16 protein-coding genes are annotated in these 16,156 nt (G+C 34.1%); 7 read left to right on the plus strand and 9 right to left on the minus strand.

What is annotated here, in order from left to right:
* Positions 1–190: 190 nt before the first annotated feature.
* A complete protein-coding gene (locus K350_RS0102165; protein ID WP_028978520.1) occupies positions 191–1,375 on the plus strand; it encodes a lipase family protein in 1,185 nt (394 codons plus the stop codon).
* A 19-nt stretch (positions 1,376–1,394) separates the two neighbouring features.
* On the opposite strand, the gene K350_RS0102170 is transcribed toward K350_RS0102165, so the two are convergent.
* Positions 1,395–1,742 carry an ArsC family reductase gene (locus tag K350_RS0102170; protein WP_028978521.1) on the minus strand — a complete coding sequence of 116 codons (348 nt, stop codon included), beginning with the start codon at positions 1,740–1,742 and terminating at the stop codon, positions 1,395–1,397.
* Positions 1,743–2,000: 258 nt separating this feature from the next.
* On the opposite strand from K350_RS0102170, the gene K350_RS0102175 reads away from it, so the two are divergent.
* Both K350_RS0102175 and K350_RS0102180 read left to right on the plus strand, forming a co-directional pair.
* Positions 2,001–2,795 (plus strand): alpha/beta fold hydrolase, encoded by a 795-nt coding sequence (locus K350_RS0102175; RefSeq protein ID WP_028978522.1) that lies wholly within the window; start codon positions 2,001–2,003, stop codon positions 2,793–2,795.
* An 18-nt stretch (positions 2,796–2,813) separates the two neighbouring features.
* Complete coding sequence (locus tag K350_RS0102180; protein ID WP_028978523.1) at positions 2,814–4,478, plus strand: sensor histidine kinase; 1,665 nt, start codon at positions 2,814–2,816, stop codon at positions 4,476–4,478.
* A 151-nt stretch (positions 4,479–4,629) separates the two neighbouring features.
* Here the strand turns inward: K350_RS0102180 and K350_RS0102185 are convergent, their stop codons facing one another.
* The gene (locus tag K350_RS0102185; RefSeq protein WP_028978524.1) at positions 4,630–5,037 is read right to left on the minus strand and encodes a GlcG/HbpS family heme-binding protein; all 408 of its coding nucleotides are present in this window, start codon (positions 5,035–5,037) and stop codon (positions 4,630–4,632) included.
* Between the two features lie 175 nt (positions 5,038–5,212).
* Between K350_RS0102185 and K350_RS0102190 the strand changes: the two genes are divergently transcribed.
* Positions 5,213–5,647 (plus strand): nucleoside deaminase, encoded by a 435-nt coding sequence (locus K350_RS0102190; RefSeq protein WP_028978525.1) that lies wholly within the window; start codon positions 5,213–5,215, stop codon positions 5,645–5,647.
* Between the two features lie 102 nt (positions 5,648–5,749).
* Here the strand turns inward: K350_RS0102190 and K350_RS0102195 are convergent, their stop codons facing one another.
* Positions 5,750–5,962 carry a hypothetical protein gene (locus tag K350_RS0102195; protein ID WP_028978526.1) on the minus strand — a complete coding sequence of 71 codons (213 nt, stop codon included), beginning with the start codon at positions 5,960–5,962 and terminating at the stop codon, positions 5,750–5,752.
* Positions 5,963–6,846: 884 nt separating this feature from the next.
* The gene (locus K350_RS0102205) at positions 6,847–7,470 is read right to left on the minus strand and encodes a GyrI-like domain-containing protein (RefSeq protein ID WP_028978528.1); all 624 of its coding nucleotides are present in this window, start codon (positions 7,468–7,470) and stop codon (positions 6,847–6,849) included.
* 340 nt (positions 7,471–7,810) lie between these two features.
* On the opposite strand from K350_RS0102205, the gene K350_RS0102210 reads away from it, so the two are divergent.
* The gene (locus tag K350_RS0102210) at positions 7,811–8,263 is read left to right on the plus strand and encodes a PepSY-like domain-containing protein (RefSeq protein WP_028978529.1); all 453 of its coding nucleotides are present in this window, start codon (positions 7,811–7,813) and stop codon (positions 8,261–8,263) included.
* A gap of 88 nt (positions 8,264–8,351) precedes the next feature.
* Here K350_RS0102210 and K350_RS0102215 read toward each other — a convergent pair whose 3' ends face one another.
* From K350_RS0102215 to K350_RS0102225, 3 genes are all read right to left on the minus strand, one after another.
* Positions 8,352–9,689 carry an MFS transporter gene (locus K350_RS0102215; RefSeq protein ID WP_028978530.1) on the minus strand — a complete coding sequence of 446 codons (1,338 nt, stop codon included), beginning with the start codon at positions 9,687–9,689 and terminating at the stop codon, positions 8,352–8,354.
* A gap of 240 nt (positions 9,690–9,929) precedes the next feature.
* Entirely contained in the window at positions 9,930–10,175 is a 246-nt protein-coding gene (locus K350_RS0102220) for a hypothetical protein (protein ID WP_028978531.1), read from the minus strand.
* A gap of 210 nt (positions 10,176–10,385) precedes the next feature.
* On the minus strand, positions 10,386–10,601 hold the full coding sequence (locus tag K350_RS0102225; protein WP_037573582.1) for a DUF1653 domain-containing protein: 216 nt from the start codon (positions 10,599–10,601) through the stop codon (positions 10,386–10,388).
* Positions 10,602–10,808: 207 nt separating this feature from the next.
* Between K350_RS0102225 and K350_RS0102230 the strand changes: the two genes are divergently transcribed.
* Positions 10,809–11,336, plus strand: a complete 528-nt coding sequence (locus K350_RS0102230) for an SRPBCC family protein (RefSeq protein WP_028978533.1) — start codon at positions 10,809–10,811, stop codon at positions 11,334–11,336.
* 201 nt (positions 11,337–11,537) lie between these two features.
* Positions 11,538–12,338 (plus strand): histidine phosphatase family protein, encoded by an 801-nt coding sequence (locus K350_RS27010; RefSeq protein ID WP_037573777.1) that lies wholly within the window; start codon positions 11,538–11,540, stop codon positions 12,336–12,338.
* Positions 12,339–12,418: 80 nt separating this feature from the next.
* On the opposite strand, the gene K350_RS0102240 is transcribed toward K350_RS27010, so the two are convergent.
* Together K350_RS0102240 and K350_RS27015 are read right to left on the minus strand one after the other, a co-directional pair.
* Positions 12,419–13,111 carry a DUF6515 family protein gene (locus K350_RS0102240; protein WP_028978534.1) on the minus strand — a complete coding sequence of 231 codons (693 nt, stop codon included), beginning with the start codon at positions 13,109–13,111 and terminating at the stop codon, positions 12,419–12,421.
* Positions 13,112–13,456: 345 nt separating this feature from the next.
* The gene (locus K350_RS27015; protein WP_051312772.1) at positions 13,457–15,976 is read right to left on the minus strand and encodes a glycoside hydrolase family 9 protein; all 2,520 of its coding nucleotides are present in this window, start codon (positions 15,974–15,976) and stop codon (positions 13,457–13,459) included.
* Between the last annotated feature and the right edge of the window lie 180 nt (positions 15,977–16,156).

The following is a 16,156-nucleotide window of genomic DNA, read 5'->3' on the forward strand; positions in this document are numbered from 1 at the left end:
AACACTCTTTGCAATATCAATTTAAATAATTAAAAATGAATGAAAATACAATTAGAATCTCATTAGAACATTAATTTAATTCTAGGTTTTGTGCAAAAAGTATCATTAAAAATAACTATAATTTTCATTTTGAATAATATTTTTTGGAGTAAAAAAACTAATTTAGAATACTTTATAAATACAAGGGAAAATGAAAAAATCGGCGTTACTAAATCTTATACTGTTTTTTTTAAGCTCTTCTCTTTTAGCCCAACCTGAAAAGGAATTTAATAAAGAGGAAGCCAGGGATATGATAGCCTTATGCAACAGTTTCTGCTTTCTGGAATTATATGGTACAGACTCGACTATAATTCCGAAAGGATATGTAAAAACATATACTTCGGATGTATTAGGAATGGATAACATATATCAGATTTATCAAAAAGATAATATCGCTATCATTAACCTTCGCGGATCGACTTCAAAAAAAATAAGCTGGATGGAAAATATATATTCAGCAATGATTCCTGCCAAAGGAGTAATAAAAATTCAAAATGAAAAATTCAAATATGTCTTTGCTAAAAATAATAATACTGCCGTACACGCAGGCTATGCCCTGGGAGTAGCCTTTCTGCACGAAGATCTATTGCTGCAAATCAAAAAATTAAATAAAAAAGGGGTATACAGTTTTCTGCTTACAGGTCATAGTCAGGGAGGCGCACTTGCCAATATGCTACTTGCTTATCTTGAAAACCTTCCTCAAAATAAACTGTCTTCAAGAAACACCTTTAAATGTTACTCCTATGCAGCACCAATGATAGGAAATAAGACTTTTACAGACGAATACAATGAAAGATTTTGTAAAACCAACATGAGCTTCAACATTGTTAATCCTGCTGATTTAGTACCAACACTTCCCTTGAATTATAAAGAAAGTAATTCATTTTCACAAGGATTGAAATCTTTATTGCTTGAGGATGCAAGCCTAGGTGAAAAGTTTAAAGATGGTATTTTCTTGTTATTTGATAAAAACCTGGGAAGCGCTGTAAGAAAACTTAGTACATCGGTAGTGAAGCAGATATCAAAAGAAGTGGGCGCTTTAACCATGCCTCCGTATGTTGATGATATAAATTATAACAAGCTGGGCAATAGAATTGAAATTTTCAAATCAGAGTATCCAAGGATACTTAAAGATTCAACCATTCTTCAGAATGCCTCTCTCCTTGCCATTTACCCCAAAGCTTCTAACGGTCATTTTGTAAACAAGGAACTTTATAAAAAAGAGCCTATGGTTTATCAGCACAAGACTTATAACTATTATACATCCTTCCTCCTGAAATTCTTGCCGGCTGAATACGAATTACTCGAAAAAAAATATCTGAAGGAAAATCTATAAATAACATGCTGAGCAACTCTTAAGTGAGTTTCGCAGCATATTCTTTTTCATTAAAGCCAACAGCTAATACTCTTCCATTATCTTCTATCACTGGTCTTTTAATAAGGCTTGTATGATCCTTCATTAATTCAACAGCACTGGCTTCGTCTATTATATTGCTTTTGACAGACTCATCAAGCTTTTTCCAAGTGGTTCCTTTTTTATTTACCAGAACTTCCCATGAAACCTGACTTGTCCATTCTCTAAGCTTTTCTTCACTTATTCCTTTAGACTTGTAATCATGAAATTCAAACTGAAGATTATGTCCTTTAAGCCATTCTGTACTTTTCTTTACTGTGTCGCAACTTTTAATACCGTATACAATCATTTTTTTAAAAATTTCAAAACCAAATTTAAGCCAATATTTTTAATCTATCATAACTAAATTGTTCTTATACAGACAGCCTATTCCAAACCAAATTTTCATTAACCTTTCGAAAATCCCACCGTAAAAATGTAACAAAAGGTAAAAAAGAATTTAGTAAAACATTCATTATCCCTCATCATTAAAGTTCGAAAGCATTTAAGTGGAACAAGAACTGCAGAAGATTGTTAATTGCTACAAGGAAAGTATTAGTCACTGAGTATGAATTCAATAGAAAAAAACAATGTTACTATAACAGGAAATCAGGATTCAAAAGAAACACTTGTCTTCGGTCATGGTTTTGGAACTGACCAAACCTATTGGAGATTTGTAACAAAGTCTTTTTCAGAAATATACAAAATAATAACATTTGATAATGTCGGTGCTGGTAAGGCTGCACCTTCTGCTTACAGCAATCATAAGTATTCTCTTCTTCAAAGTTACGCTGATGATATTATAGACCTGGCAGAAGAGCTACGGATAAAAGATGCAGTTTTTATCGGACATTCTGTTAGTGGAATTACAGGTATGCTTGCCTCTATAAAAGCTCCTGAACTTTTTAGCAAACATATATTTATGAATGCTTCCCCAAGATACTTGAATGACAAGGAATATATAGGAGGATTTGAGCAATCAGATTTAAAAGAATTATACAATAAAATGCAAACCAATTATCATGCATGGGTAAGTGGATTTGCTCCAATCTTTATGGGCAACCCTGAAAAGCCTGAGCTTGCAATTGAGTTTGCCAATTCATTATCTTCTCTGAGACCAGATGTAGCATATACAGTCTGTAAAGCAATCTTTGAATCAGACCATCGGAAAGATTTACTAAAATTCAGTAAGAAGTCACTTATCATCCAATCAATAAAAGATATTGCAGTACCAGCTGAAGTTGCTATGTACTTAAATAAAAATATCAAAGACAGTGTCTTATATATGATCAATGCAGATGGACACTTTCCTCATATCAGCGCTCCTGATGAGGTAGTTAAAGCTTTAAAGACATTTATATAGTTAAAATTTATCATATCGTTGGAAGATTTAGTTTACTGGAAAGAACAAGCGCTTGATTTCCTTATTCAAATTAAAACAGTTTATGATTTCCAGAATGTCGATGCATTCAGGCGAAATCTATTACTGAGAATGAAAGAACTTACGGGATGCGATGATATATTTTTTATAATTAAAGAAGATGAAGTTTCTGAAAGAATTACCTATTCAAATTGCGCACATCTGGAAGGAACCTTTACCGAAACATCTTTTCTGAAAGACCCTTCTACTTTAAAGCAATACGCTTACCATGAGAAAGTGAAAGTAGGCAGATCTCATTTTCTCAAAGAAAATACAACTGTTATTTATATACCTTTATTTGAGCTGCATGTTAAAGGTTCTATAATACTTGTTTGGAATTCGCCTTTTCAGATTTCAGAAGGAACAGATTATTTTTTTAATGTATGCATTACAAGGTTAAAAGAAGTATTGAAGCTGAATTACATGATATTTTCTCTTGAAGAATTGCGGATAAAATTTAACGCAGTTTTTCATTCGGTATCTCAGGCTTTGATATTTATAGATGAAACAGACAATACAGCATGGATAAACTCAAAGGCAAAAGAAATTTTAGGTATTTATTCAGAGAATGAAGTCCTGTCGCCTATTGTGATATCTGAATATATGAGAATGTTCAGAGAAAATGCGATCAACGAAAATGAAATAACAGCCATTGCCACAGAACTATTTAAAGATCCTGAAAAAGAGATCAATAATTGGCTTTGGAAATTTAAGAACAGTGTATTTAAGGTTTCAAGTAAACCTATCATAACAGAGCGAAAGAAAGGTAGATTATGGATGTTTGAAGACATCAGTGAAATTTATTTTGCGAATCAAAGATTGGCTGAAAACAATGAAGAGTTTAAAGCCGCCAATGATCACCTTTCTGAACAAAATGCATTGATACTATTTCAAAACGAAGAGATACAATTCAAGAACAACAGGCTGGAAGAAATAAACCAGGAAAAAAACGGACTTATCAATATTGTATCACATGATTTAAAATCTCCATTCCAACAGATTCAAGGAATGGCACAGGTAATCGAAATGATTGCTCCTCTTGAAGGTGATCAGAAGGTGTTTATTGATAACATTAAAGCAGTTTCAAAAAAGGGACTTAACCTTGTGAAAGACATACTTGACATCAGTGCCATAGAACAGCAGAAAACAAACAAACAGGAAGAGGTAATTGACCTTCAGAAATTTCTTGCCAAAGAAATAAAGATCTGTCAAACCGTGGCAGATAAAAAAAATATTAAAATTCACTTGATCTATGAATCTCAGTATTCTGAGCTCTATACTGATCCTGAGTTTTTAAGACGTATCCTTGACAATCTGATTTCAAATGCTGTCAAATTCTCCTACACTGAAAAGAATATTTATTTACACGTAACCAGTAAAAATGATAAGGTTATAATATCAATAAAAGATGAAGGACAGGGAATGACAGAACTTGACAAACAACACCTGTTTGAAAAATTTAAAAAGCTATCCGCAAGGCCAACGGCTGGCGAGAGTTCCACTGGCTTAGGACTATCAATAGTAAAACTCCTGGTAGAACAACTCAATGGAACTATTACCTGCGAAAGCGAGTGGGGACATGGAACTACTTTTATTCTTGAATTCAATACTACTGAAGTAGAATAAAGCTTATTTATCCTACTCAAAATATTTATTCATTCGACCCAGCCAGATATTCTCGTATTTCCTATCGTCTTCTTTTGAAATACAATTAAATTTAACCGGCCCTCTATATTTCCAATCGACAATTTATCTATTGGTTAAATAGAAAACTGGATTATATCAATTTTAAATGCGCCACTCCTATCTTTGCTATCTCTTCATCTTCTTCCTGCGAAAGACCACTTACCGAAGCAGCACCAATTACATTACCGTTTGATATAACCGGTACTCCTCCACCCCATCCACAGATTTTAGGATCTCCATAAAAAGCAATGTCAAACCCTTTTACAGGATCTTTTAGAGCTTTGCCAATCTCCGATGTGTTTTTTTGTGTACGTGCAGCTGTATAGGCTTTATTAATGGCATTTGCGATAGATGGAAGTTTAGTTTTATCCATTCTTTCAAAAGCCAGAAGCTCTCCATGGGCATCCACAATTGCTACAACTGCATACTTCCCTCTTTTCTCAAGTTCAAATATGATAGCATTCAAAATTTCTTTAGCCTGTTTACTATTTAGTTCCATTTATTATTTTTAATTTTTCCAAGCAATATACTGATTTGCTAAAGACTTATAAAGGTTTATGAGTGTGTATATTTTCTAAATTACTTTAATACTAACGAACATTAATAGCTTTGTTTAATTTATGAGATATTTCTACTCACATCAAATGTGAATCAAACTTTAACTATAAAATACTATGGATGAATTTATGAAATTGGCTATAAACGAAGCCATAAAAGGCCTGAATGAAGGAGGAATCCCAATTGGTTCTGTATTAATAAAAGACGGAAAGTTAGTTGCTCAAGGCCATAACAAACGTGTACAGGAGAACAATCCTATTTTGCATGGCGAAATGGATTGTCTTAACAATGCAGGAAGAATTGGTAGCTACAGAAACACTGTCATCTATTCTACTCTTATGCCATGTTATATGTGTGCTGGCACTATTGTACAATTTAAAATACCCAAAGTAATTGTTGGCGAGTCCAAGACATTCAGTGGAGCAAGAGAATTTATGGAACAGCATGGAGTCGAAGTAATAGATCTAGACCTGGCAGAATGTAAGAGTATGATGGAAGATTTCATTAATGAGAAGCCCGAACTCTGGGATGAAGATATAATGGAGCTTTGAAAAGCAGATAGATCCTATCTGATGGTAATAGAGCATCAGATAGGATCTACTTCAACTTTTAACTGAAAGATTCTGTAAAGGCCTTATTTTTTTAATTGCTGATTATGAAAAACTATATACCCTTAATCTCTGCTTTAGCTCTTCAGCGTTCACTTTCTGGAACTGTAAGTTGTTATAAATCTCTTTGGAAATAATCGTCTCCTGAATAGCAAGATGCGGTGATCCATCTTTTATTAGTATTCCCACGAGAGTAACTTCTTCTCCCAATGGTAATTTATCAAAACGAATATTACCATTCTCCTCTACTCCCTGCATGATTGAATTTATTTTATGAAAAACAATCTTTACATCAGCATACTTACCATTTCGGACTTCACAATGAAATCAACTTTAGATTTCGGAGAATTAAAAACCTGTCAACATTAATCCAGTTAAGATTCGCAGATTGAAATGCATAATAAGTACTGTTTACTATATTCCTTTCTGAAGAATCCAAACTCCCATACATCACATTTCTCTTTATTTCAGTATCTATTTTCAGTGAATCCAGATAGTCATTATATTTCACCAACACCGTATCTTTTAAACAATAAATCTTTTTTATATGAATAGTTGCAGGCTTTTGTGTTTGCTTTATTTTCTTTTTAATAGACCTAGCGTTTTCTTAGTGCCTTCTTTACAAACAATCAAAGTATCATTATATGTATTTATAAAAAATACATCGGGATCTTTTTTTAAACTTTGGTAAAGGGATTTCAGAGACGCCTCATTAACTTCAGATTTCGGCAAAACTTGGTTTGCATCTGCTTTTATTATCTGAAGTGTTTATGACCTATGTGGTCTATTGGCAATAGATTGCCGGTCCTTTACAAGGTCAACTGTAGAATTATTTGTTTCATATGTAATTGTATTAACGGAACCACTCGTAGGAGTTAAAGAGTCATATTTATGATCCTTTTGGATGATCACTATTACAAGAGAATAAAAAAAACAGATAGCACAGCTATTGTATAAAACAATTTGGATTTACTCATAAAAATATTTGACTTGAAACTTTTATCAAACGAATGAATATGCCAAAATTATTTTACTGTTTTTTTATTTATATTCAAACAAGGGGAATAAAATACTATCTCGCTTTTATAAAAAAATATAAATGATCATTCGATAACATTAAATCGATGCTCCTCTCTCCTATGCTATTTTACAGGTTCTCTCAAGATTGTCTTTAATTTATCTTCACTTGTTTTTCTAAAATCAGATAGGTAAATTTCATGATGCAAACCATTCTTTCCCAGATTATTTTCATTCATAAATAATTCCATTTGTTTAAGCGTTTCTATTTCTTTTGAAAATGGTCCAACATGTAGCATTTGAACACATTTCCCTTCTTTCATTTTAAACAGTTTTACTTCTTTTGCCAATAAAATTCCTTTTTTAAAAATTACAGTATTGGCAGCAGCATTAATTTCATCTTCGGTAATAAAATCAGGCATGCGAATAAGCAATCGATATTCCCAGACATCGCGAGGTACATTCAAAGCTGTTTCTGTCATGGAATTGGATTTATACTTGGTTTCATCAAACCACCATTGTCCTTCCAACTTGGACACTTTAAAATCCTTTTGAAGAGCTTTTAAGCTAAACTTCATAGTGTAGGCTGTTGAATAGAGAGCCTGAATATTTTCAGAAAAAGCTTTTTTTGAAGGATCTCCCATTCCGGTAATAGATAAGAACTGAGCCGGTTCTATTTCTATCACCTCAGGTTTAGCTTTTGCAGTATAGTAAGCCTTGTATGCTTTTGTCAAATCCAATGTTTCCATCCGGTATTTAATTTAATTTAACTCAATGCAAATTAATCAAGAGAACTGACAACATTATGTCAGCAGTCATTAGGGGAAATGATTAAAAAATATATGTCTGAATTGAAATTTATATCCCTATCCAATAAATATCAAAAAATGAAAGCGAATGAATTCTCAAGACCAGGAATACTTGTAGATAAAAATAAATTCCTAAGAATTAAAATTTACAGAAACCGCAACATAGACAATAACAACTAATAACCAACACTTTAAACAAAACAAGCAAACACTTCACGAATTCCACAGGTTATTTTTTCGAGGCTTTTTGGGAAGCTTAGATAAAACAAAAAGAACGAACATGAAAAAGGTGCTTTTAATGATTGGATTAGTGGTGGCAGGGTATACAATGAAGGCCCAGGATGTTGTTGATTCTAAAAGTGTACCAAGTAAAGTGTCTTCAGCTTTGACACAGAAATATCCGGATCTTAAGTCCGGCGATATTAAGTGGGAAAAGAAGGACAACAACTATAAGGCTGAGTTCACCAAAGACGGTCAAGACTACGAAGTAAAACTTGACAATACAGGTAACTGGGTTTCTACTGAAGTAGATCTTACAGAAAAAGACCTACCTGAAAAGGTAAGAAACGGTCTTAACAAGTCAGATTATAAATCGTGGACTGTGAAAGACGTAGAAAAGAAAGAGAAACCTCAAGGCAAGACTTTATATAAAATTGAGGTAAAACAAGGGGAACAGGAATACGATGTGTATTTTGACCAGGAAGGAACTCTTGTTAAGAAAAATAAAAGTTAATTTAAAAATTTCAGGAATCAGTCATGATGACCAGTTATCATGTGCTGATTCCTTACTTTAACCTAACAGCTTATTATAAATACTACTACTAAACCTTAGTTAATTCTTTCACTTTTTCGGCTTCTTTCGATTCTCCCATGTTTGCAGGAATAGCTACAGATTCTTCATTAGGAAATTTCAAGAAAAGAGACAATACAGAAATACCACAAACAACTGCCCCGATTATAAATAAACCATAGCGATATGAGTGTACTGTAAAAAGTGAGTTCGCTAAAACGGCGCCAATATTTCCTCCTGCCCCAACGATACCAGCCACACTACCCAAAGCCTTTCTATTCACAAAGGGCACGATTGAATAAGTGACGCCATTAGACATTTTAACGAACAAAGCAAACAAAATCATAGTAAGGATAGCCAAGGGAAGAATTGTCATTTCTGAGAATAACATAATACCAATCCCCTCCAGTAAAAGAAAAGCGCCAAGCAAAACTACCCTTCCTTTCAGTCCAAATTTCTGACTGATCTTATCAGAATATATTCCGCCAAGAGCTCTTGCAAAAAGATTCATCATTCCAAATGATGCAGCTATAATTCCTGCTATCATTAATGGAGTGTTAAATTCTTCCGTAAAATATATTGCAGCAATCCCATCAATAGTTAATTCTATTCCGAAACAAGCTCCGTAAACCAACCCCAAAATCCATACCCTATAATCTTTGCATGCCAGCCAAAAACTTCCTTTAATATCAGGGTTTTTAGCTCTGAATTCCGGGTTCTTCTTTCTTAGCTCAAGAACATTACCTTCAGGAGTATCCTGAGTATATTTGAAATATACATATGCCATTAGCAATAGTGCTAGTCCTGGGAAAATCATGGCAATTCTCCATGCTTCAGATGCTGTAAACCCCAGAGAAACAATACCCGCAAATATTGCAGGCATTGCCATTTGAGTTACGCCACCACCGAGGTTTCCCCAGCCTGCAGTAGTTGCGTTAGCAGTGCCGACTATATTCGGCGCAAACATTACAGAAGTATGATATTGAGTAATTACAAAAGAAGCTCCGATCAATCCGATAAATAATCTACCAATTAGAAAGGACTCATAGCTATTGACCAAACCTATCATGATTACCGGCACCGCCCCTGTACTAAGTAATATTACGTAGCACAATCTTGGCCCTATTTTATCACACAACCAACCAATCAGCAAACGCGCAAAAACGGTCATGGACACAGCAGCCATAGATATGTTGGCAATTTGTGTTTTAGTCAGATTGAGTTCTTTTTTTATCTCAGGCATCAATGGAGCCAAACCAAACCATGCAAAAAAACATATGAAAAATGTAAGCCAGGAAGCATGAAAAGCCCTCATTGGAACACTTTTAAAGTTCAAAAGCTCAATTTTGGTTGCCTTGGAGATCTGCATATAGTTTTGCCTTTTGTTTCTCAAATATAAGAAACAAAAAATATAAATACGTATTTTTACTTAATTTATTTTTACGTATTTACCGCTTAGAAACATAATTACAACCAGAAATAGAAATTAAACAGGACACAAACAAAACCCAAACAACTAACGATCAGCAAATTAAAAATTAACTCAAAAAAAAACTTAAAAATTTCTGATGGTAAAAAATACGTATGTACATAAAAAAAAGAAAGGCATTTAGCCTTTCCATATAGTCATTGTTAGTTTTTCTTCTCCTGGAATTTCAACTTTTATTTGCCGTTCAAAATCTTCTTTTACCAGGTGGATCACCTGTATGAAATTTTTCAAATTTTCTTCTCGACAAAAAGTTTCTTTCAGCTTTTTTAATAGAAAAGCTTCTGCCTGGTCTATTGAAGTTGCAGTGACTTCTTTTATACCAATTCGTCTGCTGGATTTAAAAATTTTGACATGATAATTTTCCATAAGTTGGATCGGTTTTAATTATTCAATCAAATAACCAACGAATTAAATTCTAAACTATTGACGGAATAACTCAATTTCATTTAAATTGTTTTGATTTTTTTAACTTATTGTACACCTATTTTATCTGAAACATTAAATCATAACGATAAACTTATTTTTTCAGCCAAAAACTAAGAAAAATTACCCTGAGCAAAAATACTAGATTAAAATTCAATCAAGTTTTTCAACAAACTTAAATCTTGGTACCACTTCTCCATCAACCGTGACGGTTTCTACAAACATTTTTAATGGTCTTACCCAAAAACCATAATCACCATATAAACATTGATAATAAACCATATCTTCCATAGTTTCACTATGTTTGGCCATCCCAATAACTTTATAATAATTGCCTTTATAATGTTTATATTTTCCTGGTTCTATCATTTTATTAATATATAATTATAAATTGGTTTTAAGTTCCAAATTTGATTCAATTTTAAGAATATTGTTTCATTACAAAACTTTCTTCACAAATTCTTATTAACAACAATTGTCAGAAATCCCCCTCAGGATTGTCGTTTTCCCAATGTAAATATTTTAAAGGAAGCACTGATATTTGTAACATCAATAACCACAAAACATTTTAAAAATATGAAAATTTTAGGATTCATTCTACTAGGAATTTTAGGTCTAATAGCTCTTTTCCTGATTGTTGCGATCTTCGTACCAAAGAAATATGCTATTGAGAGGGAGATTACAATTAACAAGCCTAGATCGCAGGTATTTGACTATATCAAACACGTTAAAAACCAGAATCATTTCAGCGAATATGTTTTGATGGATCCAGAAATGAAAAAAGACTACAGAGGTTCTGACGCTAATGTTGGGTTTGTATTTGCATGGGATGGTGAAAAAGCTGGTAAAGGTGAGCAGGAAATCAAAAATATAAAAGAAGGAGAAAAAGTTGACCTTGAGTTAAGATTTGTTAAACCGATGGAAAATACTGCTAACGCATACTTTGCTACTGAATCTGAAAGTCCCAATGCCACAAAGGTAAAATGGGCAATGTACGGAGAGAGCAAATATCCTATCAACCTCATGACCCTGATAATGTCCGGCAACCTTGAAACATCAATGGATAAAAGCCTTCAACGTCTGAAGACTATTCTGGAAAAATAAAAAAGATGCTACAAATAATAAGAACTCACTATCCTACAACAGTAGATAGTGAGTTTCCTTTTATTCAACCTATCACCTTGTATCCCTTTCTTTTAAAGGGTTTCAAGAATACAATCTAAAGTTCACTCCATTCAAAATAAAGAATTCAGTTAAGATTTAAGAAGACTGAAACTTAACACAAATCTTGCTGGTTTAGAAGAAATGAAAATACACACAATCTTCTTCTCACTCGCATTACTGGTAGCGCCAGGTCTTAGCAAATCAAAAGGAAAAAATGATTCTCCAAATTCTACTATTGAAAAAATAGAAAAGAAATATGAAGCATTAAGCAAGACAGCACCTGTCGTTAAAGCTAATGGAAAACCCGTGTGTCAAAGTCTGAGGTTTATACAAGAAGAAGACAACATCATACATGATTATAGTAAATTACGCCAGATAGCGATCATCCGTCATGGTGAGCCGGACATGGTAAAAACAGGTCAATACACATGTTCTGAGGCTAACCAGTTTTTAAAATGTTATGATAGCGTTTGTATTATAGTTCCAGAAAAACCATTTTTCGAACTTGGAGCTACTGAAAATGTAAAGATATTTTCCAGTCCGATAAACAGGGCACTTACAACTGCTCATTACCTTTTCGGAACAGAGAAAGAAATTACTGTTTCCCCCTATTTCAGAGAATTTGAAAACAGAATTAAAGAATCTGATTCAAAGAAAAAACATTCAATAAAAAGATGGACTACTACATCCCGTATTAAATGGATGCTAGGTTTCAATCGAACAAAAGGTATCGAAAGCTTTTCCCAGGCCAAGGAAAGAGCGCAAAAAGGTGCTTCCATGCTTGATGATGCAAGTAAAGACAATGCTAAAGTTGTTCTGACCGCTCACGGATTGCTTAATAGATTCCTCAAGAAAGATCTGAAAAAGATGGGATGGAAGGTTGTTGAAGATACCGGTAATGATTATTTCGGAACGACTATATTGGTCAAAGTAGACGAATAATACCACAAATTATCACTTAAAAATAAGGGGATATGTTGAACAAACACATCCCCTTATTTTTATTTATTATAGCAGCACAATCATCCCTGTCCCACTACTTCATACCATACAGCTCCTGTTTCATCAGCAAAGGCTTTATAATATGTATTATTAACTTCGTAATAAGTATTTCCTTCTACAAACACTTTCATTGCACCTTCAGGCAAGAAGTCCACTCTGGCGCCCAATGGAGGTTGTACTGCTATATAATCATTAGTCTGAACAGACTGAGTATAAAAAGATCCATAATAGTAATAATATGGAACATTTGAAACATATACCCTCATGCTGTTTACAGGAATACTTCTCACTCTTACACCACATGGGGCTGATGATACCACATAAGATCCATTCATAGGCTGATAGAAAATCCCATTGGAGTAACGAAAGTTGATCCCTCTATTTGAAATAATTATTGATGTAGAAGGGGCATATGCCACGCTGCTTCTGTAGACAGGCATTGCACCGTATCTGTGAGGTGCGTGATAAACATTGGTTACTCTTCTGTCAACATAGACATTTCTATTACCATGACCGTTAGCATGACCATGCTTTCTATTGAAATCAGCATGAGCATACTGATGTCCCTGATTATTTCCTCTGTTATGATTATTTTGATTTTGGTGATTTTGGTGATTACGATTATCATGCCCTCTGCCATGTTGAGCCTGAACGGTCATGTTTAATCCAAATACCATAAGAAAAAGTCCTGTTGAATAAATGATTGGTTTCATAAGAGTAAAGTTTTTAAGTCCTGTCAAATAAATAACAAGTTTGGGTCCACTTCTCTAAATCATATTTATGGGAGCGATCGCCTAACTTTCCTACTTAAATACATAGCTAAAAATCAATCAATTACTTAAACAGAAACTATAGAGATCAAGAGCACTAAAGCTTTAATTTTTACTGTTTGGTCATTAATTAATATTAGTTGCTCTATGCTTTCAAATAATTTGTATATGAAAAATAAGTAAATGAAGCTATAGGTTAATTTAGGCAGGTTTAATTGGTTCTTAAAAACAAAACCCTCCTGAAAACCAAGTTATCAGGAGGGTTATAAATACTAACGAGTAAAATGATTATTTTACTACTTTAATGGTCTTTACTTTGCCTTGAACATGCGCTTCAACAAAATATAGACCCGGGGCCCAATTTTCAGTCGAAATACTAAATGTATTTCCAGAAGGATTCTCGATAAGCTTTTGTGTATCACCCAATACATTCACTATTTTAATTAGTTCTGGAGATACTCCTGAAGGCAATTGCATGGAAAGCTCATTTTGAAATGGCACAGGGTAACAGATGATAGTTCCTTCCTTTTCACTATCGGATGCAGAAATATTTAAAGGCAGAGGTTCAACATCTTCTACAATAGAATTTAATTGAGCTACAGAGACCATAAACCAGGCATCATGAGGAAGCCATTGTTCAACCCATCTCCAATTTTGCCAGTCAGAAGCTGCAAATGGAGCCCAATCTATATTACTTTCACTTTTATCTTTAGCCGTAATACCATTACAAATTCCTCCTACATAGTTTTGATCCTTTGCTCCACCAAGATATGTAGGATAAGTAGTGGTACCAACACCTGTCATCATACAAACATCAAATGGATTTTTTCCTAAAATCCAGTCAATTTGCGAGATGGCAAACTCATTGTCAAAATCTCCTGAAAAGTCGTAATTTCCGAGGAATCGATAGGATGCAAGCAATGCACTTGTCATAGAGGCCAGACGGGCATTTTCTCCTTGCCACCAATAGCCGGTTTCATTAGCATGAGGAAGGAAAAACGATTTAACTGCAGGTAATGAACTCCCATCAATATAAGGACTACCAAATTCCCTTACATATGAGAAAGGATTGTTCACCTCGGTTGAAAGAGATTTATACCAATCTACCCATTTTAAAATAAAGCCTGCTACAGCAGATTTTTGAGAAGGATTTGCCTCGGCATATTCAATTAAAGAAATAACAGGTAAACCCTCATCCGCTGCGTGATAAAATGGTCTGGTACCTGCAACATTTGAAGAAAGATATCCTTCCGTTTTTTGCAATGCCATAAGCTTAGTCGCATAAGCTGATGCATCGGCAAGATAGGCAGCATTCTGAGTTGCCTTATATAATTCAACAGCAGCAAGCAGACCACAGTAAAAATCAATTATATTTTCAGTATGGTCGTTGCAGTATTCTAAATTCTTCGTCGCATACCCACTCGCTCCAGGCGATTTCAAATGATTGTAAAGGACTTCTGCTTTAGCCAGGTATTGTGAGGGTGTATACTCTCCTACAGTAATGTTCATTCTTGATGATCTTGCTAATGCAGCAATTGCCATACCTGCACCTTCACGCATAGCTGCCTGATAGTTCGATGTACGGCAATAGTCGCAGGCAGGAGCCTGCCCCCACTCTGTTATCTGTCTTATGGGTGAATTTCCCCAGTCATCAAATACGGATAAATACAAATAACCTGCAGGATCAACATTTCTAACGATATAATCGGCGCCAAATGCAGCTTCGGAAAATAATGCTTCATCAAAAGTAGCATAGGCGTCGGGGTTTAATGAATAAGATTTAAGAAGACTCCAAACTACAAATGGAATTTGCTGAGGATTGAAGTAATTGGCATAAGAAAGGTGTGACATGTGTTTGCCGGGATCCCCCGTCGCATCTTTCCAGCCACCATGTACGTCAACAGTTCCGCTTCTGGAACCATTAAATGGTAAAGTTTTGTCTGATGATCCGGTATGTCTCATTTTATTAAAAAATGAAACAACTTTGGAAGCTGTCTCTTTAAATAAAAGATTCTGATCAATTTTAAATGAGTAAGAATACAGATTCCCTGCCTTCATTTTAATTTTAAAACTTCCTGTACTTTCAAAGTCGGAGAAGTTTAACTTCCAATAATTCCCTGTAGTCCATCCCGTTACCTGTCCAACAGAGGTACCAAGCCCTTTGAATACAATATTATTACTATTATCCACGACATAAAAACTATCTGTTGAGAGTGTTGTAAGATTTGATTGATAAATAGCCACTTTGGGACCTTCCTGTTCATAGCCGATTTGATTAATCAATATTTTACCTGGCAAAAAAGGTAACGGATCGCCGATAGTTACATCATCGAAATATACAGTTCCAGAATAACTGGTGCCTGGATTAAAGAAAAAGGTAGCTGTAACAATGTGAGCAGCATCAAACCCTGAAGGAAATTTATTCTTAAAATCAAATGAGAGTGTCTGATAACTTCCATTTCCCGTTACCAGCTTTGATTGCGAAGCAAGCCCTGTCCATTTGCCAGAGGCATCCTGCAAATCGACTCTTAAATTAAAGTTACTTGCTGCTTTTACTTTAATAGAAACTGCTGGATTGGCAATAATAGAAATCGGTGAAAATTCATATTCCAGATTGTCATAACCAGCACTTGAACAGTTTATTTTTAATTCCTGATTTGCTGCACTTAATACAAAATGCGAAGGGTTGGTCCCTGCCCATCCGGAAGTGGAATTCCCAGAAAAATCATTTAATATGCCCGTCTGAGCATAAAGATTGATTCCCAGAAAAATAAAAAATAAGAGCGGTAGTATTCGTAATGAATTCATTCTATAGAAGCTTAACTATGGCACAAAAATACATTTTTGTACAAAAAAGTTATATTTTTTATTATTAAAATTCAATAAATACTTTTAGAAACTTAATAGTCAGAAGGATAACTTATAGCTTACAAAAAATGAATGATAAAAGTCTTAATAAAAAACCCTTTCTTAATAAAGGCTATCTCC

Origin of the sequence: Sporocytophaga myxococcoides DSM 11118, from assembly GCF_000426725.1 — a bacterium.
GTDB lineage: Bacteria > Bacteroidota > Bacteroidia > Cytophagales > Cytophagaceae > Sporocytophaga > Sporocytophaga myxococcoides.

Bases quoted from the DNA above. Each gene is read 5' to 3' on its own strand.
- K350_RS0102165 (WP_028978520.1), top strand. From the start codon at position 191: ATGAAAAAATCGGCGTTACTAAATCTTATACTGTTTTTTTTAAGCTCT.
- K350_RS0102170 (WP_028978521.1), bottom strand. From the start codon at position 1,742: ATGATTGTATACGGTATTAAAAGTTGCGACACAGTAAAGAAAAGTACA.
- K350_RS0102175 (WP_028978522.1), top strand. From the start codon at position 2,001: ATGAATTCAATAGAAAAAAACAATGTTACTATAACAGGAAATCAGGAT.
- K350_RS0102185 (WP_028978524.1), bottom strand. From the start codon at position 5,037: ATGGAACTAAATAGTAAACAGGCTAAAGAAATTTTGAATGCTATCATA.
- K350_RS0102190 (WP_028978525.1), top strand. From the start codon at position 5,213: ATGGATGAATTTATGAAATTGGCTATAAACGAAGCCATAAAAGGCCTG.
- K350_RS0102195 (WP_028978526.1), bottom strand. From the start codon at position 5,962: ATGCAGGGAGTAGAGGAGAATGGTAATATTCGTTTTGATAAATTACCA.
- K350_RS0102205 (WP_028978528.1), bottom strand. From the start codon at position 7,470: ATGGAAACATTGGATTTGACAAAAGCATACAAGGCTTACTATACTGCA.
- K350_RS0102210 (WP_028978529.1), top strand. From the start codon at position 7,811: ATGAAAAAGGTGCTTTTAATGATTGGATTAGTGGTGGCAGGGTATACA.
- K350_RS0102215 (WP_028978530.1), bottom strand. From the start codon at position 9,689: ATGCAGATCTCCAAGGCAACCAAAATTGAGCTTTTGAACTTTAAAAGT.
- K350_RS0102220 (WP_028978531.1), bottom strand. From the start codon at position 10,175: ATGGAAAATTATCATGTCAAAATTTTTAAATCCAGCAGACGAATTGGT.
- K350_RS0102225 (WP_037573582.1), bottom strand. From the start codon at position 10,601: ATGATAGAACCAGGAAAATATAAACATTATAAAGGCAATTATTATAAA.
- K350_RS0102230 (WP_028978533.1), top strand. From the start codon at position 10,809: ATGAAAATTTTAGGATTCATTCTACTAGGAATTTTAGGTCTAATAGCT.
- K350_RS27010 (WP_037573777.1), top strand. From the start codon at position 11,538: ATGAAAATACACACAATCTTCTTCTCACTCGCATTACTGGTAGCGCCA.
- K350_RS0102240 (WP_028978534.1), bottom strand. From the start codon at position 13,111: ATGAAACCAATCATTTATTCAACAGGACTTTTTCTTATGGTATTTGGA.
- K350_RS27015 (WP_051312772.1), bottom strand. From the start codon at position 15,976: ATGAATTCATTACGAATACTACCGCTCTTATTTTTTATTTTTCTGGGA.